This is a genomic window from Streptomyces sp. NPDC044033 (assembly GCF_056434425.1).
In genome coordinates this window covers 21813-44292 of the sequence record NZ_JBWKFF010000039.1, presented here as the reverse complement: position 1 = coordinate 44292, position 22480 = coordinate 21813, and the positions used below count along the sequence as shown (strand labels likewise).

Here is a 22480-nt window from a genome sequence, read left to right as displayed (position 1 = left end):
CGCTTCTTCTTCGTTCCGCCAGAGGGCCGTGTGGTGCGTGCGCCCCTGTGCCGCGTTACGAGGACGGTAACCCGGGGGTGAGCAGTTGCAGTGCTGTGAAGTCGCTTGAGGGCCCTTGGTGAGCGTACGCACCTCGCCGCCCGGCTCGGCCGTGGCCGGCTGGGCCGCGGCGAGCCCCCCGACGAGCGTGAGTCCGGTCAGCAGCGCCGTGACGGTGCGACGGCCGGAGTCCTCGCGCGCGGTCGGCGTCCCCCTGAGCTTCGCAGACAATTTCGATCGCATCCGGGAAAGTAACGGAGCATAGAGGCCGGATCAACTCCTCCCGTGCGACGCCCGCATTCGCGAAGGATCTCCCCTTTCCGGGTGCGCGGCGATACAAATTGAGCACGGGATGGCCCCGATACGAACGGAGTACACGTTGACCTCCACGGAACGCAGCATCGCCGCCGCCGAGCAGCACAGCGCGCACAACTACCATCCGCTGCCGGTCGTCGTCGCGACCGCCGACGGCGCATGGATGACCGATGTCGAGGGCCGCCGCTATCTCGACATGCTCGCCGGGTACTCGGCGCTCAACTTCGGCCACGGCAACCGGCGGTTGATCGACGCCGCCAAGGCCCAGCTGGAGCGGGTGACCCTCACCTCGCGGGCGTTCCACCACGACCGGTTCGCCGATTTCTGCACCGAACTCGCCGCGCTCTGCGGCAAGGAGATGGTGCTGCCGATGAACACGGGCGCGGAGGCCGTCGAGACGGCCGTGAAGACCGCACGCAAGTGGGGCTACCGGGTGAAGGGCGTACCGGACGGCCGGGCGAAGATCATCGTCGCCGACAACAACTTCCACGGCCGCACCACCACCATCGTCAGTTTCTCCACCGACGAGGAGGCCCGCGCGGACTTCGGCCCGTACACACCGGGCTTCGAGATCGTGCCGTACGGCGACCTCGCCGCGCTGGAGGCGGCCGTCGACGAGGACACGGTGGCCGTGCTGCTGGAGCCGATCCAGGGCGAGGCGGGCGTGCTCGTACCGCCGCCGGGGTATCTGGCGGGCGTCCGCGAGCTGACCCGGTCGCGGAACACGCTGTTCATCGCCGACGAGATCCAGTCGGGCCTCGGCCGTACGGGCAAGACCTTCGCGTGCGAGCACGAGGACGTCGTCCCCGACATGTACGTGCTGGGCAAGGCGCTGGGCGGCGGCGTCGTCCCGGTCTCGGCGGTGGTCGCCTCGCAGGAGGTGCTGGGCGTCCACCGCCCCGGCGAGCACGGCTCGACGTTCGGCGGCAACCCGCTGGCGTGCGCGGTCGCCCTCGAAGTCATCGCGATGCTGCGGACCGGCGAGTACCAGCAGCGCGCCACCGAACTCGGCGACCACCTCCACCGCGAACTCGGGCTGCTGACCGGCGGCGGCGCGGTCGACGCGGTCCGCGGGCGTGGCCTGTGGGCGGGCGTGGACATCAACCCGGCGCTGGGCACCGGCCGCGAGATCTCGGAGAAGCTGATGGCGCGCGGCGTCCTGGTCAAGGACACCCACGGCTCGACCATCCGGATCGCCCCGCCGCTGGTGATCAGCAAGGAGGACCTGGACTGGGGGCTGGAGCAGCTGCGGGAGGTGCTGGCCTGAGCCTGCGCGCGTATGAGCCGGCACCTCATCGCGAGGCGCCGGCTCACCCGGCCCACCCGGCCCACCCGGCTCACCCGGCCGCGCCCAGCCACCGCCCCGCCCCGGCGCGGCACGATACGGCCCGCCCCCGACCACGCCCGTACGCTCGCGATGCCTCCCCCGGCGCCCCTCAGGCCCGGCCCCGCACCGCGACGGAGCCGCCCCGAGGGCCCTCGGCCAGGTCCCCGAGCGCGGGTCCTAGAGTCGGGGCGTGCTCCTAGGAATGATCTGTGCGCTCGGCTCGGCGGTCTGCTTCGGTACCGCGTCCGTCCTCCAGGCCGTCGCCGCCCGCGCGACCGCGCCCGGCTCCGGCTCGGGCGTCGACGCGCGGCTGCTGCTGCACGCGCTGCGCCAGTGGCGTTACGTGGCGGGGCTCGGCCTCGACGGGCTCGGCTTCCTCCTCGAACTCGTCGCCCTGCGCTCCCTGCCCATCTACGCCGTCGGCGCGGCCCTCGCCGCCAGCCTCGCCGTGACGGCGGTGGTGGCCGCGCGGGTGCTGCGCGTCCGCCTCAGCGGCGTCGAGTGGGCGGCGGTCGCCGTGGTCTGCGGCGGGCTCGCCATGCTGGGGCTCGCCTCGGGCGCGGAGGGCGACCGTACGGGCTCCACGGCGCTGCGCGTCGGCGTGCTGTGCGTCGCGGTCGCGGTGCTGGGCGTCGGCGCCCTGGCCGGGCGGCTGCCGGGGCGGGCCCGCGCGGCGGCGCTGGGCCTCGGCTCGGGCATCGGCTTCGGCGTGGTGGAGGTCGCGGTCCGCCTCATCGACGGCCTCGCCCCCGCGGACCTGCTGACCAACCCGGCCTTGTACGCCCTCCTCGTCGGCGGCGGCGCGGCCTTCCTGCTGCTCACCTCCGCCCTCCAGCGCGGCTCGGTGACGGCGGCGACCGCCGGCATGGTGATCGGCGAGACCGTCGGCCCGGCGCTGGTCGGCGTCCTGTGGCTCGGCGACCGTACGCGCGCGGGACTGACCCCGCTCACCGTCGTCGGCTTCGCCCTCGCGATCATCGGCGCGCTGGCCCTGGCCCGCTTCGGCGAGGCCCCGGCCGACACCGCCGAGGCGGCGGCCTGAGCCCTCCGTCCGACGACTACACCGGCCCCGGCAACGACCGCAGCAGCGCCTCCAGCACCCCCGGAAACGCGTGCTCGGACGGGGTCCCGTAAGCCACCACCAGCGCGTCCGGGCCGTCGTGGGGCACCTGGTGCGGGGCGTTCGGCGGGCGGTAGCGGAAGCGGCTCAGCCCCTCCAGGGCCAGGCCCTGCCAGGCCGCGGACTGGAGGGCGGACTTCTCGGTGCCGGGCGGGAGTTCGAGCACCGCGTGCAGACCGGCGGCGATGCCGGTGGCCCTGATGTGCGGCGCGCGGTCGGCCAGCGCGGCGACGAGCCGGTCCCGGCGGCGCCGGTAGCGCAGCCGCATCGCGCGTACGTGGCGGTCGTACGCGCCGCAGGCGATGAACTCCGCGAGGGTGAGCTGTTCGAGGGTGCCCGTCCACCACTCCCCCGCCCTCTTGACCTCGGCGACCTCGTCCACCAGGCCGGCCGGCAGCACCATCCACGCGAGCCGCAGGGCGGGCGCCAGGCTCTTGCTGGCGGTGCCGAAGTAGACGACGTGCTCCGGGTCGAGCCCCTGGAGGGCGCCCACCGGCTGCCGGTCGTAGCGGAACTCGCCGTCGTAGTCGTCCTCCAGGATCAGCGCGCCCGTACGCGATGCCCAGTCCACGACGGCCGCCCGCCGGTCCGGGTGCAGCGACGCCCCGGTCGGGTACTGGTGCGCGGGGGTGAGCAGGACGGCCCGTACGCCTCCGTGCCCGGCCAGTTCCTCCGTGCGCGCGCCGCGTTCGTCCACCGTCAGCGGTACGGTCCGCAGCCCGGCTCGCGTCAGCGCCTCGCGGTGGAGCCAGAGCCCGTACGACTCGACGCCCGCCTCCCGCACCCCGCGCGCCCGCAGCACCCTGCCCAGCACCGCAAGCCCTTGCATGAACCCGGTGCACACCACGATGCGCGCGGGGTCCGTCCGTACGCCCCGGGCCCGTGCCAGGTAGTCGGCGAGCGCGGCGCGCAGGGCGGGGTGGCCGCACGGGTCGCCGTAGCCGAAGGCGTCACTGGGCGCGGCGGAGATCGCGCGGCGGCCGGCGGCGAGCCAGGCCGAACGGGGGAAGGCGGACACATCGGCGGTGCCGACGCGCAGGTCGTGGGCGGGGCGGCGGTCCCGGTCCGGCGGTGCGGCGCGGACGGCGCCCGGGCGTGGCACGGTGCGGTGCGCGACGCGGGTGCCGGAGCCCTGGCGGGCGGTGAGCCAGCCCTCGGCGACGAGGTCGCCGTAGGCGTCGGCGACGGTGTTGCGGGCCAGGGCGAGGTCGGCGGCGAGGGAGCGGGAGGACGGCAGCCGGGTGCCGGGTGCCAGCCTGCCGGTCCGTACGGCGTCGCGCAGGGCGCGGGTGAGGGCCGCGCGCACACCGCCCGGCCCGGTCAGGTCGAGGTGCAGGTCCCGGCCGAAAGTGGCCCACGATTCCACCATGGAAATGGACCATACCGTTGGACCAGTGAGGCCGTAGCGTCGTACCCATGACGACGAACGAGAACAGCCACAGCCACGCACCCCGCCTCGACCTGGCCGAGGCCATGCCGGCCGCGACCTACAAGGCGGTCATCGCCCTCGACGCCGCCGCCCGCAAGGGAGTCGACCCGGTCATCGCGGAACTGGTCAAGATCCGCGCCTCGCAGCTCAACCACTGCGCGTTCTGCCTGGACATGCACATCAAGGAGGCCCGCAAGGCGGGCGAGACGGAGGAGCGGGTCTATCTCCTGAACGCCTGGGAGGAGGCCGCCGGTTACTACACCGAGAAGGAGCAGGCGGCGCTCGCGCTCGCCGAGGCGGTGACCGTCCTGACCGACGGCTTCGTGCCGGACGCGGTGTACGCGCGCGCGGCGGCCCAGTTCGAGGAGGAGGAGCTGGCCCAGCTCATCGCCCTGATCGCCACCATCAACGTCTGGAACCGCCTCAGCGTCACCACCCGCAAGGCGCCGGGCGCGGTCTGACGCGCGCGGACGCCCCTGAGCCGTTCGGCGGCGGGCTCAGGGGCGCGGCAACCACGATCCGTCAACGCCCTTGCAGCGCCTTGACGTTGTTGCCGAAGCTCCAGCTGCGCGACCCGTCCCAGTTGAGCGACCAGGTCATGAGCCCCTTGAGCCCGCCGCTGTACTTGTTCCACGCCTGCGACACCAGGCCCGTCGACATATAGCCGCCCCCGGCGCCCGGCTGCGCGGGCAGGCCCGGGGCCTGCTTGTCGTAGGGGACCTTGATCGTGGTGCCCTGGACGACGAGGCCCTTGTTCAGGCAGTCGGTCTGCGCGGTGAAGCCCTGGACGGTTCCGGCGGAGTACGAGTCACCGGAACAGCCGTACATGTTGCCGTTGTAGTACTGCATGTTCAGCCACCAGAGCCGGCCGTTGTCCGCGTACTTCTTCACGATGGGCAGGTACGCGCCCCAGATCGAACCGTAGGTCACGCTCCCCCCGGTGACGTACGCCGTCTCGGGGGCCATGGTCAGGCCGAAGTTGGACGGCATCTTGGCGAGCACGCCGTCGATGATGCGGATGAGGTTCGACTGCGAGGCGGAGAGCTGCTTGATGTTGCCGCCGCCGGTGAGCCCGGTCTCCAGGTCGATGTCGATGCCGTCGAAGTTGTACTTCTTGAGGATCGGCACGATCGTCTCGACGAACCGGTCCGCCACGGAGGTCGAGTTGAGGTCGATGCCGGCCGCCGCCCCGCCGATGGACATCAGGATCGTCTGTCCCGCCGCCTTGGCCGAACACATCTCGGCCGGAGTCGAGACCTTCACCGTCGCGTCCATCCCGTCCTCCCACAGGACGGTGCCGTCGGACCGGATGACCGGGAAGGCCGCGTTGATGACGTTGTAGCCGTGCTGCTGGATGCGGGGATCGTTGATCGGCGTCCAACCGAACGGCGGGTGCACGCCGTTGGCCGCGCCGTCCCAGTTCTCCCAGTACCCCTGGAGCACCTTGCCCGCGGGCTTCGACTTCACCGCGCAGGTGTCCTCGCGCGGCCCTCCGCTCGCCGCGGCGGCGACCGGTACCTGCGACACCAGCGCCAGGGCGAGACCGGCCCCCAGCAGACGCACCATCCGAGCCATTCGACCGATCATGACGTGCTCCTTTCCGGCCACGACTGACGGCCTGAACCTAGAGTGAGCATGACAACCAGTCAATAGGTCTGGACCAACGACAATCCCAACCCACGCACCACCGCCCAGCCGAATCAGCCCGTCCGGCGTTTGAGGACCGGGGCCCGGGGCGGAGCCCCTATCTCGAACCCCAGCCCCACCCAGCCCGTCCGGCGCTTGAGGACGAGGGCCCAGGGCCACCCCACCCAGCCCGTCCGGCGCTTGAGGACCGGGGCCCGGGGCAGAGCCCCGAAAAAGGGCCCGGCCCCGCGCCGGCCGCAACCGACCGCCGGAGCCGAGCCCCCTTCAAACCCCCAAGCCGCCCGCCAGGGCTACGGCATCCACGCCTTCCAGACAGAAGGGTTCTTCTCCACCCACTTCTTGGCCGCGGCCTCCGGCGACAGCTTCTCCGAGGCGATCATCTCCGACACCTGGTTCTGCTCGTCCTTCGACCACTTGAACTTCTTCAAGAACGTCGCCGCGTCCCCGCCATGCTTCACGAAGTCCGTGTTCAGGTACTTCTGAAGCGGCGTCGTCGGGTACTCGCAGTCCACCGTCGTCGGATCGGCCGCCCCCTTGTCCCCGCACTCGTCCGAGTACTTGGGCAGCTTCACCTCCACCATCGGCACCTCGTTGAAGAGCCACTGCGGCTCGTACCAGTACGTGAGGAACGGCTTCTTCTGCTTCGCGAACTGCTGGATCTGGGTGATCTGCGCCGCCTCCGACCCCGCGAAGACCACCTGGTAGTCCAGGTCGAGGTTCTTCACGAGGGCCTTGTCGTTGGTGACGTACGACGGCGACCCGTCCAGCAGCTGCCCCTTGCTGCCGCTCTCCGGGGTGCGCAGCTGCTGCGCGTACTTGTTGAGGTTCTTCCACTCGGTGACCTCGGGGTGCTTGTCCGCCCAGTACTTCGGTACGAACCAGCCGATGTGCCCGATGACGCCGACCCCGCCGGCCGGGGTGATCGTCTTCTTGTCCTTGACGTACCGCTGCTCCTGCTCCGGGTGGCCCCAGTCCTCCATGATGGCGTCGACGCGGCCCTGGCTGAGCGCGTCCCACGCCGGGACCTCGTCCACCTGCACGGTGTCGACGCGGTAGTCGAGCTTGTTCTCCAGCAGGTACTTCGCGACCGCGACGTCCGCCTGGGCGCCGACCCAGGTCTGTACGGAGAGCGTCACCGTCTTCGCGCCCTGGGCGTTCACGTACGGCGAGGACTGCTTGGTCATGTCGGCCGCGCCGCAGCCGGTCGCGGCGAGCAGCCCGAGCCCGGAGACGGCGGCGAGAAGGGACCGCCGGCGCATGTTCGTACGAGCCATGTCAGGCCCCCTTCCGCGCGCGGCGCGCCGTGGGCTGGGTGACCCGGTCGAGCATCAGGCCGAGGCAGACGATCGCGACGCCCGCGGGCAGGCCGGTGGCGAGGTCGCCCTTGGCGAGGCCGGTGACGACGTCGTAGCCGAGGGCGCCCGAGCCGACGAGGGCGGCGATGGTGACGACGGCGAGCACGAGCACCACGCCCTGGTTGGCGGCGAGCAGCAACGCGGGCCGTGCCAGCGGCAGTTGGACCTGCCACAGCTGCTGTCCGCTGGTCGCGCCGAGCGACCGGGAGGACTCCATGGCGGACGGGTCGACCTGCTTGATGCCCTGGGTGGTGATGCGGATGACGGCCGGCAGCGCGTAGATCACGGCGGCGGCGACGCCCGGCGCGCGGCCGACGCTGAACAGCGCCACCACGGGGATGAGGTAGACGAACTGCGGCATGGTCTGGAACACGTCCAGGACCGGCCGCAGCACCGACTCCAGCCGGCGGCTGCGGGCGGCGGCGACGCCGACGGCGAAGCCGACGACCAGCGTCACGACGAGCGCGGCCAGCACCTGGGACAGGGTGTCCATGGACGGCTGCCACAGGCCCAGCACGCCGATCGCCGCCATGGCGAGCACCGAGGTCAGGGCGGTGGCCCAGGTGCCGATCAGCCAGGCGAGCGCGGCGACGACGAGCAGGACGCCCCACCACGGCGCGTCCTGGAGGCCGTCGCGGATCGGGTCGAGCACCCAGGTGGTGAAGTGTCCGGCCCAGTCGTTGGTGCCGCCGACGACGGGGACGCCGGAGTAGAGGTGGTCGACCATCCAGTTCTTGGCGTCGTTGACGGGCGCGGCGATGGCCACGGTCCAGCCCGCGGGCCAGATCTGCGAGTGGGCGAGCTTGCCGGCGACGGCGACCGCGGCGGTCACCACGGCGACGCCCGCCCAGGCGGCCTTGCCGCGCAGCCACTTGGGTCCGCTCGGCTCGACGCCCATCCGCTCTCCGGCGGCGCCGGTCGTACGGTCCATGACGATGGCGAGGAGGACGATCGGGATGCCCGCGGCGAGGGCCGCGCCGACGTCGACGGCGGACAGCGCCTGGTAGACGCGGTCGCCGAGGCCGGCCGCGCCGATCATCGAGGCGATCACGGCCATCGAGAGCGCCATCATGATGGTCTGGTTGAGGCCGAGCAGCAGTTCCTTGCGGGCCAGCGGCAGCCGGGCGGTCAGCAGCCGCTGCCGGCCGGTGGCACCGAGCGAGTCGACGGCCTCCAGTACGCCCTTGTCGGCGCCGCGCAGGCCGAGCGCCGTGAGCCGGGCCATGGGGGGCGCGGCGTAGATCACGGTCGCGATGACGGCGGACGGCACACCGATGCCGAAGACCATCACGACGGGGAGCAGGTACGCGAAGGCGGGCAGCACCTGCATGGTGTCGAGTACGGGCCGCAGCATGCGGAACGTACGGTCCGACAGCCCGCCGGCGAGCCCCAGCACCCCGCCGAGCACGACGGACGCGAGGACGGCCACGACCATCAGGGCGAGCGTCTGCATGCCCGGCACCCACATGTCGAGGAGGCCGGTCACCGCGAAGGACACGAGCGCCGTGACGGCGATCCGCACGCCCGCGACGCGCCACGCGACGAGGGTGGCGGCGGCGGTGACTCCGGCCCAGCCGAGGGCGAGGAGTACGAGGTAGACGGCGCGCACCGAGATGACGATGGCGTTGCTGACGTGGCCGAAGAAGTACAGGAACAGCCAGTGGCTGTCCCGGTTGTCGATGATCCAGTCGCTGGCCTTGCCGAGCGGGCCGGACGCGTCGACGGTCAGCGCGTGGGGCCAACTGCCGCTCGCCCACTTGGCGTTGACGATGGGCACGAGTACTGCCGCGAGGACGGCGAGCAGCAGGAGCTTGCGGACGGCGGGGTGTCGCAGGACCGATCTGAGGGCCGGTGCCGGCGTCACCTCGGGGGAGGTGGGGGTGGCGACGCTCACACGCGCCTCCCGCGTGCGGCGCGGCCGGGCGGACCGGCGGTCGCGGCCGTCCGGCCGGTCGCGGCGGACCAGCCGCCGACCGGGCGCACGACGGGCAGCGGCGCGGTACGGGCGGCGCTGCCGATGGTGGCCACCTCGGGGCGGAGCGCGTCGGCGACGGCGGACCCGGCGCGTGCGGCCCAGGCCGCGAGGCGGCGTCCGGCGGACGGCTGCGCGCTGTCCGCGCCCCGGCGGGGCGCGGTTCCCGCGCGCAGCGCGGCGCTCGCGAGGGCGCCTACGGCCGCCGCCCCGGAGCGCGGAGCGGCGTCGGCGGCGCCTGCCGCGGCGGCCCCGACCCGGGCCGTGACCCCTGCGTCACGGGACCCTGCTCGGGCCTCCTCAGCCGCGGCGGCGGCACCGGCCGCCGATACCGTGCTGTCGTACATCGCGCTCATGCTGCCGCAACCTCTCCACGGTCCAGTCCCGCCACTACACCCAGCAAGCACTCGTAGTCGATGACGCCGACGCAGCGGCCGTCGTCGACCACCCGCACCGGGCCGCCGCTGCGCGCCACGGCCTCGATCGCGTCGGAGACGGTGGTGTCGGACGCCAGCTCCGCGCAGTCCTCGGCGTCGCCCTTGGCGACCGGCCGCATGGCGCGGCGCACGGTCAGGACCTGCTCGCGCGGCACGTCGCGGACGAAGTCGCGCACGTAGTCGTCGGCGGGCGAGCCGACGATCTCCTCGGGGGTGCCGCACTGCACGATGCGCCCGTCGCGCATCAGCGCGATGCGGTCGCCGACGCGCAGCGCCTCGCTGAGGTCGTGGGTGATGAAGACCATGGTGCGGCCCTCGTCGTGGTGCAGCCGGACGACCTCTTCCTGCATGTCGCGGCGGATCAGCGGGTCCAGCGCGCTGAACGGCTCGTCGAACAGCAGGACTTCGGGGTCGGCGGCGAGTGCGCGGGCGAGCCCGACGCGCTGCTGCTGGCCGCCGGAGAGCTGGCCGGGCCTGCGGGCTTCGAGCCCGGCGAGGCCGACCTTGGCGACGATCTCCAGGGCCTTGGCGCGCCGCTCGGCCTTGCCCATGCCCTGGATTTCGAGCCCGTACGCGACGTTGTCGAGCACCGTGCGGTGCGGGAGCAGACCGAAGTGCTGGAAGACCATGGCGGCGCGGTGCCGGCGCAGGTCGCGCAGCCGGCCGCGGTCCATGCCGCACACGTCCTCGCCGTCGATGGCTATCTCGCCGCTGGTCGGCTCGATGAGCCGGGTCAGGCAGCGGACCAGCGTGGACTTGCCGGAGCCGGAGAGGCCCATGACGACGAAGACCTCGCCCTGGCGGACGTCGAAGGAGACATCGCGAACGGCGACGGTGCAGCCGGTCTCACGGCGCAGTTCGTCGGCCGGGAGCTCGGCCAGCGGGGTGCCCGGCACGCGCTCGGGCTTGGGGCCGAAGACCTTCCACAGGTTGCGTACGGAGAAGACGGGCGCGCCCTCGGTTTCCGGGCCGTCCACCGCTTCGCGGGGCGCCGGTACGGTGCTGGTCACGCGTCATCACCCCCACGTGTCGAGGCCGCGGCAAGCAGTTCCGCGCACTTCTCCCCCACCATCAGGACTCCGATCATCGGGTTCACGGCGGGCATCGTCGGGAAGACCGATGCGTCGGCAATACGGATGTTCTGCATGCCACGGATGTTCAAGTTCGGGTCCACGACCGCGAGTTCATCATCGGAAGCGCCCATTCGGCAGGTGCCGGCCGGGTGGTACACGGTGTGCGCGACCTTGCGCGCGTACTCGCTGATCTCCTCGTCGGAGGTGATCTCCGGGCCCGGGCAGACCTCGCGCTTGAGCCAGCCGGCCAGCGGCTGCGTCTTCGCGATCTCGCGCGCGATGCGGATGCCGTCGACGAGGGTGCGGGCGTCGTAGTCGTCCTCGTCGGTGAAGTACCGGAAGTCGAGGGCGGGCTTGACCTCGGGGTCGGCGCTGGTCAGGTAGAGCCGGCCGCGGCTGTGCGGCTTGGGGATGTTGGGCGTCATCGACACGCCGTGCTCGGGCTTCTCGTAGCCGAGCCGCTCCGGGTTGTCGGTGAACGGGATTTGGTAGAAGTGGAACATCAGGTCCGGGCCGTTCGCCTCGGGGTCCCGCTGGATGAACAGCCCCGCGTCGGAGTCCATCGCCGAGTTCTCCGGAATGGGCCCGTCGGTCTCCCAGACGATGACCGACTCGGGGTGGTCCAGGAGGTTCTCGCCGACGCCCGGCAGATCGTGGACGACGGGGATGCCGAGCGCTTCGAGGTCCTTCTTCGGGCCGATGCCGGAGTGCATCAGCAGCCGCGGGGTGTCGACCGCGCCCGCGCACACCAGGACCTCGTTGGACGCCTCGACGAGGACCTCCTCGCCGTCCTTGGTGCGCACGTGCACGCCGGTCGCCCGGGTGCCGTCCAGCTCCAGCTTGTACGCCCAGCTCTCCAGCATGATGTGCAGGTTCGGCCGGTCGAGGAAGGGGTGCAGGTAGGCGACGGACGCGGAGGAGCGCTTGTTGTTCTCGGGGTGGTACGAGAGGTCGAAGAAGCCGACGCCCTCGTGGAACGGCTTCTTGTTGAAGCCCTCCACGCGCGGCACGTCGGTGGCCGTCCGCGCGGCCTGCACGAAGTCGCTCGCGATGGCGTTGCGGTCCTTCTCGTCCACCGCCACGATGTTGTTGCGCAGCCGGTAGAAGTACGGGTCCATGGACTCGGCGTCCCAGCCCTCGGCCCCGGCCGTCGCCCACTCGTCCCAGTCGCCGGGCAGCGGCTTGAAGGAGATCAGGGTGTTGTGCGAGGAGCACCCGCCCAGCACGCGCGCCCGGCTGTGCCGGATGTGGGAGTTGCCGCGCGGCTGCTCGACCGTCGGGTAGTCGTAGTCCAGGTCACCGCCGAGCAGGCCCAGCCATCTGCGCAGTGTGAGGACGTCCTGCCGGTCGATGTCGGTCGGCCCGCCCTCGATGACGGCGACAGTGATGTCGGGGTTCTCGGTGAGGCGGGACGCGATGACCGATCCGGCGGTGCCGCCGCCGATCACGACGTAGTCGTACACGGGCATGGGGGGTGCTCCTCTGCTGCTACTTCTGAAGGTTCTGCGCGTGATGAGTGGGCTGTTGAACCGACGGGTCGGACTGGCCGTCGAACGCGCTGTACGGAGTGGGTACGGGCGCGCTCAGCCGGCGAACCAGCGCACCGCCTTCGGGTCGAGGTTCTGGTAGATGTGCTTGGACTCGCGGTACTCGGCCAGCCCGGCGGGGCCGAGCTCCCGGCCGATGCCGGACTTGCCGAAGCCGCCCCACTCCGCCTGCGGCAGGTAGGGGTGGTAGTCGTTGATCCATACGGTGCCGTGGCGCAGCCGCCCGGCGACGCGCCGCGCGCGCCCCGCGTCGGAGGACCACACGCCGCCGGCGAGCCCGTACTCGGTGTCGTTGGCGAGCTCGACGGCCTCGTCCTCGGTGCGGAACGTCTCGACGGTGACGATCGGCCCGAAGGTCTCCTCCCGCACCACGCGCATCCCCCGGTGGCACTGGTCGAGGACGGTCGGCGAGAAGAAGTAGCCGCTCTCCGGGCGGACCTTCGACGGCTTGGGGCGGGAGCCGCCGCAGCGCAGCGCGGCGCCCTCGGCCAGCGCGGAGTTGACGAACGCCTCGACCTTGGCGAGCTGCTGCTCGGAGACGAGGGGGCCGCACTCGACGCCCTTCTCGGTGCCCCGGCCCAGCTTGATCTTCTCGGCGCGGCGGGCCAGCTCGGCGACGAACCGGTCGCTGACCGACTCCTCGATGATCAGCCGCGCACCGGCGGAGCAGACCTGGCCGCTGTGGATGAACGCGGCGTTCAGCGCCTGGTCGACGGCGGTGTCGAAGCCCTCTTCGGTGGCGCAGGCGTCGGCGAAGACGACGTTGGGGTTCTTGCCGCCCAGCTCCAGGGCGATCTTCTTGGCCCCGGCGACGGCGGCGGCGCCCGCCTTGGTGCCGCTGGCCAGGCCGCCGGTGAAGGAGAACAGGTCCACGTCCGGGTGCTCGGCCAGCCGCTGCCCGACCGGCACGCCCGCGCCGGTGACGATGTTCGCGACGCCCGCCGGGAGGCCGGCCTCCACCAGCAGCTTGATCAGGTGCACCGTGGAGAGCGGGGTGACCTCGCTCGGCTTGATGACGAAGGTGTTGCCCGCGGCGAGCGCCGGGGCCACCTTCCAGCTGGCCTGGAGCAGCGGATAGTTCCAGGGCGTGATCAGCGCGCAGACGCCGACCGGCTCGTGCACGACGACGCTGTGCACGTCCGTGCTGCCCGCGTCCACGACCCGCCCGCCGCTCTCGTTCATGACGAGGTCGGCGAAGTAGCGGAAGGCGTTGGTCACGTCGTCGACGTCGACCCGGCCCTCCTCCAGGGTCTTGCCGGTGTCCCGGCTCTCGGTCAGCGCGATCTCCTCGCGGTCCCGCTGGAGGAGGTCGGCGACGCGGCGCAGCAGCGCCGCCCGCTCGGCGACGGGCGTGCCGGGCCAGACACCGGAGTCGAAGGCCCGCCGGGCCGCGGCGACGGCGGCGTCGGTGTCGTCCGCCCCGCCCTCGGCCACGGTCGCGAGGGGCTGGGCGTCTGCGGGGTCGAGGACCTCCCGCTGCGCGCCGGATGCGGCGGCGAGCCACACCCCGTCCACATGAATGGTCTCGACTGCTGCCGACACGTCGTACTGCCTTCCGATCACTGAAAAGTTCTGCGCTGGTCACACCAGCAACAGGGACCCCTAACCGGAACCTCCGAACGTATGCCTCATTCGTCGACAAGAGTGGCCCGAGTCACTGTCTATTCCCGATCCGCCCCATTTGTTGGCGTCGGTTTTGTTAGCGTGAGCTGAATGACCAAGCGATACGGCATGTGGGCCGCAGCGATCTGTACGGCCGCGACAGTCGGCCTCGCCGGCTGCGGATCCGGAAACTCCGACAACGCGAAGGGCAAGGGGGAACTGGACGGACTCTCCGCCCAGGAGATCTCGAAGAAGGCGCGCGGGGAGCTGAGCTCCGCCTCCGCGCTGCGCATGAAGATGGACGCCGCCTCGGGCGCGTCGTCCGCGAAGATGGACATCTCCGCCGACGACAAGAACAACTGCACGGGCACCACGAGCCCGACCGGCCAGGGCTCGGCCGAGGTCGTCAAGCGCGGCGACGAGGTGTGGCTGAAGCCGGACTCCGCCGTGTGGACCGCCGCGACCGGCGACCCGAAGAAGGGCGCGCTCGCCACCAAGGCCGCCAAGGGCCGCTACATCCACGGCAAGACCAGCGAGTCGCTCCTGTCGGGGATGGCCGCCTCCTGCGACCTGAAGAACTTCCAGAAGAAGATCGCGGGCGATGACGCGGGCGACGAGAAGCTCAAGAAGGGCAAGGAGACCACCCTCGACGGCAAGCGGGTCATGCCGCTCACCGCGAAGGGGAAGGACGGCGCGGAGAGCACGATCTACGTGGCCGCCGAGGGCAAGCCGCGCCTCCTGAAGATCGCCTCGAAGCAGAACGGCAAGACGAGCACCATGGAATTCTCCGACTACGGCAAGCCGGTCTCGGTGGACCCGCCGTCGGAGAAGGAGTCGGTGGATGTCGCCGAGTTCAAGAAGGCCGTGCAGAAGGGCTGACGCCACGGCCCCGGAAGGGCCGACGCCACGGCCCCGGAAGGGCCGACGTCACGGCCCCGGAAGGGCTGACGCCACCGCCCTGTGGGCCGCGCCCCGGCCGCGAGCCGGGGACGGTCCGCCGGCGGAGGCCGCCCGGCGCGCCCGGGACGGCCGCTGCCTTCCCTTCGGCTCCCCCGCGGCTTCCCTGCGACTCCCCTTCGGCTCCCCCGCGGCTTCCCCGCGGTGTGCTCGCCCCTGTGCGTACGAGCAGGCGAATTAGCCGTTTCCGGTGTTTCGCTTTCGCTCCGTGGATATGCCTCCTAGCTTGCTCCTAGGGGTTCGGCGTCCGTTGCCGGACGTGGGGGCGCGGGCAAGGGGGATCTCATGGGTCAGCGGACCGCTCCGCTCATCGTCGTCAATCCCGGCTTCGAGGACGGCGCCGAGGGCTGGACGTTCAAAGGGGCCCCGGTCGACGGCGGCGGCGAGGCGCGCAGCGGCGTGGGCCGGAGCAAACCGTTCAGCGGCGCCCGGCACGCCTTCCTCGACGCCCGTATCGGCCAGCGCGGCATCACCTCCGCCACCCAGACGGTGACCGCCGCCGTGAACGGCGTCTACTCCCTGTCGGCCTGGCTGGCCGGGGAGGACGCCAACGCCCGCTTCGTCCTGCGCCGCAACGGCAGGACCGTGGCCGCCGTGTCCCCCGTCTTCGACGGCGACTACCGCCGCTGGACCCTCACGGACGTGGAGCTGCACGCCGAGGACCGGCTGGAGATCGCCTTCGAGGCGTCCGGCGGCGACACGGACTCGGGGTGGGTCACCATCGACGGCGTCATGGTCTCCCCGGGGCTGCCGGCCCACCCGAGAGTCACCTCGTCCAGCCGCGAGGTGGTCGAGATCTTCGACTGGGCGAAGGGGAAGGCCGCGGGCTGGGTGCAGCAGTGCGGCGCGCCGGGCCCGCTGGACATGGACGAGACCAGCCACCGCCCGCCCACCGCCGAGGCCGAGTACGCCCCCTCGTACTGGGCGGGCTACCCGGACCGTACGGGTTATTACGCGCGCGACACCGCCCACCAGGTCAGCGGCGCCCACCTGCTGGGCCTGGACGCCGAGAACCTCACGATGCTGCGCTCCTTCGCGGCGTCGGCGACCCCGGAGCACCGGCACTGGCCGGTCTGGGCCGTCAACTTCGACGCGCGGACGCCGCTGAGCATCGACTACCGCAGCGCCCAGGAGTTCGTACGGGAGCTGCCGGCCCCCTTCGAGCTGGTCGAGAAGTGCGCCGCGGCCTTCCGCTGGAGCGGCGACCGCCGCTATCTCGACGGCGTGCTGTGGGACTTCTGCCGCCAGGTGACCGAGGGCTTCACCGCCCAGCAGTCGGGAAGGGTGGACGGCCGGCCGGTGCCGGTCGCGGGGGCCGCGGGCACGAGCATCTTCGACGAGGTGGCCACCTACAACGAGAGCGGGGAGCGGCTGGCCGAGGCCGGGGACGCCGTCGCGACGCAGTACCGGGCCTATCTCGCGGTGGCCGCCCTCGCCGACGCCAGGGACGACACCCAGCTGGTACGCGCGTACCGGGCCCGCGCCGCCGAGCTGCGCGCATACGTCAACCACGGCTGGACCGGGCCGGGTTCGGGTTCCGCGATGGTCCGCGCGTACCGCGCCGACGGCACGGCCGTCACCGGCTGGGGGAAGGAGAACAGCTGGTTCATGCCGCTGAAGGGCCTCCTGGAGAGCGGCGCGCGCAACGACGCCTATCTCGACTTCATCCAGCGCCAGGCGGTGTCCGCCGAGAGCCGGCCCGGAAACGCCGAAGCCCTCACCTACCTCCCCGACACCTTCTTCCGGCACGGCCGCAACGAGACGGCGTGGCAGTGGATGCGGCACATCTACCGGGAGCGCGACAAGCGGCACATCACCAAGCGCTTCGTGGGCGGCGACTACCCCGAACTGTCCTTCACCCTCATCTCCCAGGTTGTCGAGGGCCTGATGGGCGTCGAGCCGGACGCCGGGCGGCACGCGCTGACCACCCTGCCGCGGCTGCCCGTCGGCGGCGGGGCCGAGGAGGGCGTCCAGTGGCTGGAGGCGGCGGACGTCCCCATCGGCAATGACCACTTCACGCTGCGCCACGACGGCAACACCAGCAGCACCCTCACCCTGCACGCGGCCCCCCGGACGCATTACCGGTGGGAGGCGCGGTTCCCCGGTACGTACGGCAGGGTCCTGGTCGACGGAACCGACCTCCCCGCCGACCTGTTCGAGACGGCGGACGGCCGCACCGGCACGACGTTGACGGTGCGCTCGGGCGAGCCGAGGACGGTATCGGTGGCGGCGGCGTGAGAGCCGGTGACCGGTCTCGCCAACTCCCAGGAGAACGCGCCCGTTAGACTCGCCGAATGCCAACTGTTCTTGTGCTCGGTTTCGCTCCCCATATGGTGCCCGGCGTCGACGCGGCCGCCTTCCGCACGGTCCTGGACAACGAGATGGTCCGTTTCGGCGAGCGCGGCATCGACGCGTCCATGACGCTGCTGGAGCTCGATGATTCGGCCGAGTCCACGGCGGCCGGGGCGCTGGCCGAGCGCGCGTGGGACGTCGTGGTCATCGGGGGCGGAATCCGCAAGCCGGAGCAGCTTCTGACGTTCTTCGAGCGGATCGTGAACCTGATCCGCGAGCACGCTCCGCAGGCGGCTATCGCCTTCAACACCAGTGGCGGTACGAGCGTGGAGGCGGCGGAGCGCTGGCTGTAGCGGAGCGGGGTGCTGTCAGCCCCGTTCCGTGAAGACGGCGCACAGGAAGTCCCAGAGGAACGCGTTGAAGAGGTCGGGCCGTTCCATGTTGGGGTAGTGGCCGGTGCCTTCGACGGTGGCCGTACGGCCGTCGGCGACGACGGCGGCGAGGCGTTCGGCCATTCCGATGAGGTCGGCCGAATCGAGGCCGCCGTTGACGGCCAGCACCGGGGCGGTGATCTTCGCGGCGCGGGCCCAGGTGTCGGTGACGGGCGTGGGCAGTACGGGCGCACCGCCGACGTGTTTGGCGACCGTACGGCGAGCCATCTCCCGCAGCCGCCGCAGGACTTCACTGTCGACGTCGTCGAGGGAGCGGTGCGGCCCGGACGCGTAACCGACGAACGCCTCGACCCAGCCGTCGGCGTCGCCCTCGGCCATCGTACGAGCCAACTCGGCCTGGATGCCCAGGATCCAGGGGTCGCGGAACTCGGGCTCGCTGGTCCCGACCCCGCTCACCACCAGGGCGCGCACCAGCTCGGGGTGTTCCAGCGCGGTGTCGACGGCGATGCCGCCGCCCATCGACAGGCCGATGAGGACGGCGGGTTCGGTGCCGAGGTGGCGCAGCAGGGCGGCGAGGTCGTCGGTCTGCCGGTAGGGGCGGCTCGCGTTGGCGGACCGACCGTGACCTCGGGCGTCGGGCACGATCACCCGGTACACGGGCGCGAGGAGCGCGACTTGCTCGTCCCACATGCCGTGGTCCAGGAACCCCCCGTGCAGCAGCACCAGCGGCCGGCCGGAGCCGATGTCGCGGTAGGCGAGGCGGCCGTCCCCGGATTCGAAGAAGCACACGTCAGAAGCCTGAGTCATGACAACCAAGGTGTCACCTTCGGGCCAGGTTGGCAACCGAGGTGTCATCCTGAATGTCATCCTGGTGGGGTGAACGACACCGACACCCCGCTCGCGCCCGACGACCTGGGCCCCCGCCTCATGGAGGTATTCACCCTGGTCGGCCCCCTGTACCGCCGCGTACAACGGAAAGTGGAACAGACCGCGCCGATCGAGGGCCTCTCCGTCGGCGTACGCGCCGTCCTGGACCTGCTGCGCGAGCACGGCCCCATGACCGTCCCCCAGATGGGCCGCGCCCAGGCGCTGAGCCGCCAGTTCGTCCAGCGCATGGTCAACGACGCCGCCGCCCAGCACCTGGTCGAATCCACCCCCAACCCGGCGCACCGCCGTTCCTCGCTCATCAGGCTCACGGAAGAGGGGACGGCGGTCATCGCGGCCGTGACGACGCGCGAGCACGCGATACTGCGCCAGGTCGGCGGGGACCTCACGGACGCGGACGTCGCGACGTGCGTGAAGGTGCTGACGCGGATGCTGGACGTCTTCGACGATGTGGACGTGAACTGAGCGGTCCCGAGCCCCACTTGGTCACGCCCGCCGCCCGCCGTCGACGGACAGGGCGGTGCCGGTGACGTACGAGGACCCCGGGGAGCAGAGCCACACCGCGGCGGCGGCCGCCTCCTCCGGCGCGGCGAGCCGCCCGAGCGGCGTGAGCGCCTCCTGCCGGGCGGTCAGGTCGGTACCCGCGGCGACCGCATCGTACATGGCGGTCCTGGTCAGGGCGGGGCAGACGGCGTTGACGCGGATGCCGTCAGGGGCGTAGTCGACGGCGGCGGCCTTGGACAGCCCGACGATGCCGCGCTTGCTCGCCACGTAGGCGGGTGCGCTCGGGATCGCGTACAGCCCGCCGTTCGACGCGGTGTTGACGATCGCCCCGCCGCCGCGCCGCAGCAGGGCGGGAAGCTCGTACTTCATGCACAGGAACGTGCCGGTGAGATTGACGCGTACGACGCGCTCCCACTCCTCGACCGTCATCTCGGTGAGTTGGCGGCCGTGGGACGGCACCCCCGCGTTGTTGAACGCGAAGTCGAGCCCGCCGAAGCGCGCGGTGACACGCTCGACGGCCTGCTGGACGGAGGCTTCGTCGCCGATGTCGACGGCGACCGCCTCCGCCGTGCCGCCCTCGTCGACGATGAGCGCCACGGTCTCCGCCGCGGCCCCCTCATCGACATCGAGCACCCCGACCACGGCCCCCCGCCGGGCGAACTCCAGCGCACCGGCCCGCCCGATCCCCCTGCCGGCCCCGGTGACCAGCCCGGCCCTGCCCGCGAAGTCCGTCACGAGAGCTCCTCGTGGTTGACCCAGACCACCTTGTACGGATACTGCGCCTGCCAACGCTTGATGAGCTCCTCGGCCCCGGCCACCGCGAAGACCGCGTTGAGCCCGTCGAGACCGTCGACACCGATCTGCACGACGGCACTGGCGACGAACACGGGGCTGTGGTCATCCGCAGCCACCCGAATGTGCCGCCGCGCGGCGAACGACTGCACATGCTCGGAGCCGCGCATCAGACTTTCGATGTCTTTGAGGTACTGATCCAGCTCGGCATCGGGGATGGAGGAATCGAACGAGACAATCATCGTGTGGAAGGTCATGGGCCTATCGAACCTCCCCCATGGCACTGGAGTCCAAGACCCATTGGATCACCAGCGATAACCTGCGGGCATTGATCGGGGCAGGGGGCGGAGTGGGGATCGGGTGAGGGTCGGGGCGGGGGACGGGGCAGGGGTCGGCGCGGCCCGGAAGCCTGCCGGGATGTTCGCCGGATCGGGGTTGTCGCGACCCGGTGGGCCGCGTCCCGGTGGGGCGCGATGCCCTTTTCAGGATTGGGGAAAGTACCCGACCAATCTCGCAACTCCCCTCGTCACCCCATCGGGTGACCGGGTGGCAGGCGGGCGATCGAGCGGGGTACGGTCGCGCCGAACAGCCTCAGACATACGTCGGCCCTCGGCGGGATGGCAGTCCCAATCCGAGGGCCTAATCACCAGGAAGCAGTACCTTCCCAATGACCTCAAGGCAGTTTAGCGCGCGCCGTTATCCGCGCACCCGTCGCCCGCTCACCGGTGTGGTCCACATCCGGCACCGCCACGAGTCGCACTTCACCGTGGTCGGCAACCATCTCGCCCAGCACCCCACGCTGTCCGCCGTCGCGATCGGGGTGGCCGTACGGATCCAGTCGCTGCCGGACGGGGCGAAGGTCGGCGTCAAAGCGCTGGCGGAGCTCTTTCCGGAGGGCGAGGGGCGAATCGCGCGGGCGTTGCAGGAGTTGGAGGAAGCGGGGTATCTGTCCCGCAAGAAGGAACGGGCGGCCGGTCAGCGGATCGTGACCCGTACGACCTACTTCGAGCACCCTGCCGCCGCCAAGGCGCACCCCCCACGGGCCCCACGGGATGCACACGCCCCGGAGGCCCCACGGGATGACTCGCTCCCCAACCCGCCCGTGGTGCTGACGAAGGAGCCCGCGCGCGCCGCGCCGCCACCCGCTGCCGCGCGCCCCGCACCACCCCCCGCCGCCGCGCAGCCCATCCCCCCGCTCCAGCGCCGCACCGCCACCGCCCTCCTCACCGGCCTACGGGCCAAGGACGCCCGCCTGGTGCTGTCCGAACGCGACATCACGTACCTCGTCCCCGGCGTCGCGCGATGGCTCGAACGGGGCGTACCGCCGGAGCAGGTGTTCCGTACGCTCACCGGCGCCCTGCCGCCCGGCGAGATCACCTGGCCGTCGAAGATGCTGAGCCACCGGCTGACGGAATGGCTTCCTCCGGTACTGCCCGCGTCGCCCGTCGGCACTCTGCCGCCCACCACGGCAGGCCGCCGCCCCGCGCCCCTCCAGAACTGCGACGGCTGCGACCGCGCCTTCCGCTCCCCCGCCCCCGGCCGCTGCCGCGACTGCCGCAACGCCTCTCCGGGAGCCGGTTAGCCCGTACGCGAATGGGCCCCGCCCCGCAGGAAACACCTGCCGGAACGGAGCCCATCAACGGAGTCAGGCGCGGATCAGATGAGGCCGAGGCCCTTCACGGCCTCGCGCTCCTCGACCAGTTCGGCGACGGAGGCGTCGATGCGCTGACGCGAGAAGTCGTTGATCTCCAGGCCCTGGACGATCTCGTACTTGCCGTCCTTCGTGGTGACGGGGAAGGAGGAGATGATGCCCTCCGGCACGCCGTACGAGCCGTCCGACGGGATGCCCATCGAGGTCCAGTTCCCGGCGGCGGTGCCGTTGACCCAGGTGTGGACGTGGTCGATGGCGGCGTTGGCGGCGGAGGCCGCCGAGGACGCGCCGCGCGCCTCGATGATCGCCGCGCCGCGCTTGGCCACGGTCGGGATGAACGTGTCGGCCAGCCAGACCTCGTCGTTGACGGCCTCGGCGGCGTTCTTGCCCGCGACCTCGGCGTGGAAGATGTCCGGGTACTGCGTGGCGGAGTGGTTGCCCCAGATCGTCAGCTTCTTGACGTCGGCGACCGTGACGCCGGTCTTCTTCGCGAGCTGGCTGACGGCGCGGTTGTGGTCGAGGCGCGTCATCGCGGTGAAGCGCTCGATCGGTACGTCCGGCGCGGCGGCCTGGGCGATACGGGCGTTGGTGTTGGCCGGGTTGCCGACGACGAGGACCTTGATGTCATCGGCGGCGTGGTCGTTGATGGCCTTGCCCTGCGGCTTGAAGATGCCGCCGTTGGCCTCCAGCAGGTCGCCGCGCTCCATGCCCTTGGTACGGGGGCGGGCGCCTACGAGCAGGGCGACATTGGCACCGTCGAACGCGACGTTCGGGTCGTCGGAGATGTCGATGCCCTGAAGCAGCGGGAAGGCGCAGTCGTCGAGCTCCATGGCGGTGCCCTCAGCGGCCTTGAGCCCCTGCGGGATCTCCAGCAGGCGCAGCCTGACCGGCACGTCCGCGCCGAGCAGGTGGCCCGAGGCGATGCGGAAGAGCAGGGCGTAGCCGATCTGGCCGGCCGCGCCGGTGACGGTGACGTTGACGGGAGTGCGGGTCATGGCGGTCTCCTGCGCAGTGATTGCCGGGGGCGGGCCCCCAGACCTCCAAGGCGGCGGTGGGCGTCCCTGCCCTTTTTATGCGAGATCTCTCGTTGTCAAGAGACCCTGCGTCAGGCTATCGGACCCTACCGAGCGCGGTACGCCGCCCC

20 protein-coding genes are annotated in these 22480 nt (G+C 71.6%); 8 read left to right on the top strand and 12 right to left on the bottom strand.

Features of this window, described 5'->3' with window-relative positions:
• Nucleotides 1-391 precede the first annotated feature (391 nt).
• Both rocD and AC07AB_RS38635 read left to right on the top strand, forming a co-directional pair.
• A complete protein-coding gene (gene rocD, locus AC07AB_RS38640) occupies nt 392-1621 on the top strand; it encodes an ornithine--oxo-acid transaminase (protein WP_478577006.1) in 1230 nt (409 codons plus the stop codon).
• A 262-nt stretch (nt 1622-1883) separates the two neighbouring features.
• Nucleotides 1884-2723: a hypothetical protein gene (locus AC07AB_RS38635; RefSeq protein WP_478577026.1), complete on the top strand. Its 840-nt coding sequence runs from the start codon at nt 1884-1886 to the stop codon at nt 2721-2723.
• A 16-nt stretch (nt 2724-2739) separates the two neighbouring features.
• On the opposite strand, the gene pdxR is transcribed toward AC07AB_RS38635, so the two are convergent.
• Nucleotides 2740-4170 carry a MocR-like pyridoxine biosynthesis transcription factor PdxR gene (gene pdxR, locus AC07AB_RS38630; RefSeq protein WP_478577003.1) on the bottom strand — a complete coding sequence of 477 codons (1431 nt, stop codon included), beginning with the start codon at nt 4168-4170 and terminating at the stop codon, nt 2740-2742.
• A 47-nt stretch (nt 4171-4217) separates the two neighbouring features.
• Here pdxR and AC07AB_RS38625 point away from each other — a divergent pair, with 47 nt between their 5' ends.
• Nucleotides 4218-4691 carry a carboxymuconolactone decarboxylase family protein gene (locus AC07AB_RS38625; RefSeq protein WP_478577001.1) on the top strand — a complete coding sequence of 158 codons (474 nt, stop codon included), beginning with the start codon at nt 4218-4220 and terminating at the stop codon, nt 4689-4691.
• 61 nt (nt 4692-4752) lie between these two features.
• On the opposite strand, the gene AC07AB_RS38620 is transcribed toward AC07AB_RS38625, so the two are convergent.
• The 7 genes from AC07AB_RS38620 to AC07AB_RS38590 form a co-directional block, all read right to left on the bottom strand.
• Entirely contained in the window at nt 4753-5805 is a 1053-nt protein-coding gene (locus tag AC07AB_RS38620; RefSeq protein ID WP_478577023.1) for a chitinase, read from the bottom strand.
• A gap of 362 nt (nt 5806-6167) precedes the next feature.
• Nucleotides 6168-7151: an ABC transporter substrate-binding protein gene (locus AC07AB_RS38615; protein ID WP_478576999.1), complete on the bottom strand. Its 984-nt coding sequence runs from the start codon at nt 7149-7151 to the stop codon at nt 6168-6170.
• A gap of 1 nt (nt 7152) precedes the next feature.
• Nucleotides 7153-9126: an ABC transporter permease gene (locus tag AC07AB_RS38610; protein ID WP_478576997.1), complete on the bottom strand. Its 1974-nt coding sequence runs from the start codon at nt 9124-9126 to the stop codon at nt 7153-7155.
• A complete protein-coding gene (locus tag AC07AB_RS38605; protein WP_478576994.1) occupies nt 9123-9560 on the bottom strand; it encodes a hypothetical protein in 438 nt (145 codons plus the stop codon). Before AC07AB_RS38605 ends, AC07AB_RS38610 begins: the two co-directional genes overlap by 4 nt.
• Nucleotides 9557-10651, bottom strand: coding sequence for a quaternary amine ABC transporter ATP-binding protein (locus AC07AB_RS38600; RefSeq protein ID WP_478576991.1), 1095 nt, complete (start codon nt 10649-10651; stop codon nt 9557-9559). The genes AC07AB_RS38605 and AC07AB_RS38600 overlap by 4 nt, the downstream gene beginning before the upstream one ends.
• On the bottom strand, nt 10648-12183 hold the full coding sequence (locus AC07AB_RS38595) for a GMC family oxidoreductase (protein WP_478576988.1): 1536 nt from the start codon (nt 12181-12183) through the stop codon (nt 10648-10650). The genes AC07AB_RS38600 and AC07AB_RS38595 overlap by 4 nt, the downstream gene beginning before the upstream one ends.
• A gap of 114 nt (nt 12184-12297) precedes the next feature.
• Entirely contained in the window at nt 12298-13767 is a 1470-nt protein-coding gene (locus tag AC07AB_RS38590; RefSeq protein ID WP_478577020.1) for an aldehyde dehydrogenase family protein, read from the bottom strand.
• Nucleotides 13768-13974: 207 nt separating this feature from the next.
• Between AC07AB_RS38590 and AC07AB_RS38585 the strand changes: the two genes are divergently transcribed.
• From AC07AB_RS38585 to AC07AB_RS38575, 3 genes are all read left to right on the top strand, one after another.
• Nucleotides 13975-14742 (top strand): hypothetical protein, encoded by a 768-nt coding sequence (locus tag AC07AB_RS38585; RefSeq protein WP_478576986.1) that lies wholly within the window; start codon nt 13975-13977, stop codon nt 14740-14742.
• A gap of 363 nt (nt 14743-15105) precedes the next feature.
• A complete protein-coding gene (locus AC07AB_RS38580) occupies nt 15106-17058 on the top strand; it encodes a hypothetical protein (RefSeq protein ID WP_478576983.1) in 1953 nt (650 codons plus the stop codon).
• Nucleotides 17059-17114: 56 nt separating this feature from the next.
• Nucleotides 17115-17465, top strand: coding sequence for a hypothetical protein (locus AC07AB_RS38575; protein WP_478576980.1), 351 nt, complete (start codon nt 17115-17117; stop codon nt 17463-17465).
• 15 nt (nt 17466-17480) lie between these two features.
• On the opposite strand, the gene AC07AB_RS38570 is transcribed toward AC07AB_RS38575, so the two are convergent.
• Nucleotides 17481-18311, bottom strand: a complete 831-nt coding sequence (locus tag AC07AB_RS38570; protein WP_478576977.1) for an alpha/beta fold hydrolase — start codon at nt 18309-18311, stop codon at nt 17481-17483.
• Between the two features lie 69 nt (nt 18312-18380).
• Here AC07AB_RS38570 and AC07AB_RS38565 point away from each other — a divergent pair, with 69 nt between their 5' ends.
• Entirely contained in the window at nt 18381-18854 is a 474-nt protein-coding gene (locus tag AC07AB_RS38565; protein ID WP_478576975.1) for a MarR family winged helix-turn-helix transcriptional regulator, read from the top strand.
• A 21-nt stretch (nt 18855-18875) separates the two neighbouring features.
• Here the strand turns inward: AC07AB_RS38565 and AC07AB_RS38560 are convergent, their stop codons facing one another.
• Together AC07AB_RS38560 and AC07AB_RS38555 are read right to left on the bottom strand one after the other, a co-directional pair.
• Entirely contained in the window at nt 18876-19628 is a 753-nt protein-coding gene (locus AC07AB_RS38560) for an SDR family NAD(P)-dependent oxidoreductase (RefSeq protein ID WP_478576972.1), read from the bottom strand.
• The gene (locus AC07AB_RS38555) at nt 19625-19942 is read right to left on the bottom strand and encodes a hypothetical protein (RefSeq protein WP_478576970.1); all 318 of its coding nucleotides are present in this window, start codon (nt 19940-19942) and stop codon (nt 19625-19627) included. Before AC07AB_RS38555 ends, AC07AB_RS38560 begins: the two co-directional genes overlap by 4 nt.
• Before the next feature lie 470 nt (nt 19943-20412).
• Between AC07AB_RS38555 and AC07AB_RS38550 the strand changes: the two genes are divergently transcribed.
• Nucleotides 20413-21267 (top strand): helix-turn-helix domain-containing protein, encoded by an 855-nt coding sequence (locus tag AC07AB_RS38550; RefSeq protein WP_478576968.1) that lies wholly within the window; start codon nt 20413-20415, stop codon nt 21265-21267.
• A gap of 74 nt (nt 21268-21341) precedes the next feature.
• Here the strand turns inward: AC07AB_RS38550 and AC07AB_RS38545 are convergent, their stop codons facing one another.
• On the bottom strand, nt 21342-22331 hold the full coding sequence (locus AC07AB_RS38545; protein ID WP_478576966.1) for a malate dehydrogenase: 990 nt from the start codon (nt 22329-22331) through the stop codon (nt 21342-21344).
• Nucleotides 22332-22480 lie beyond the last annotated feature (149 nt).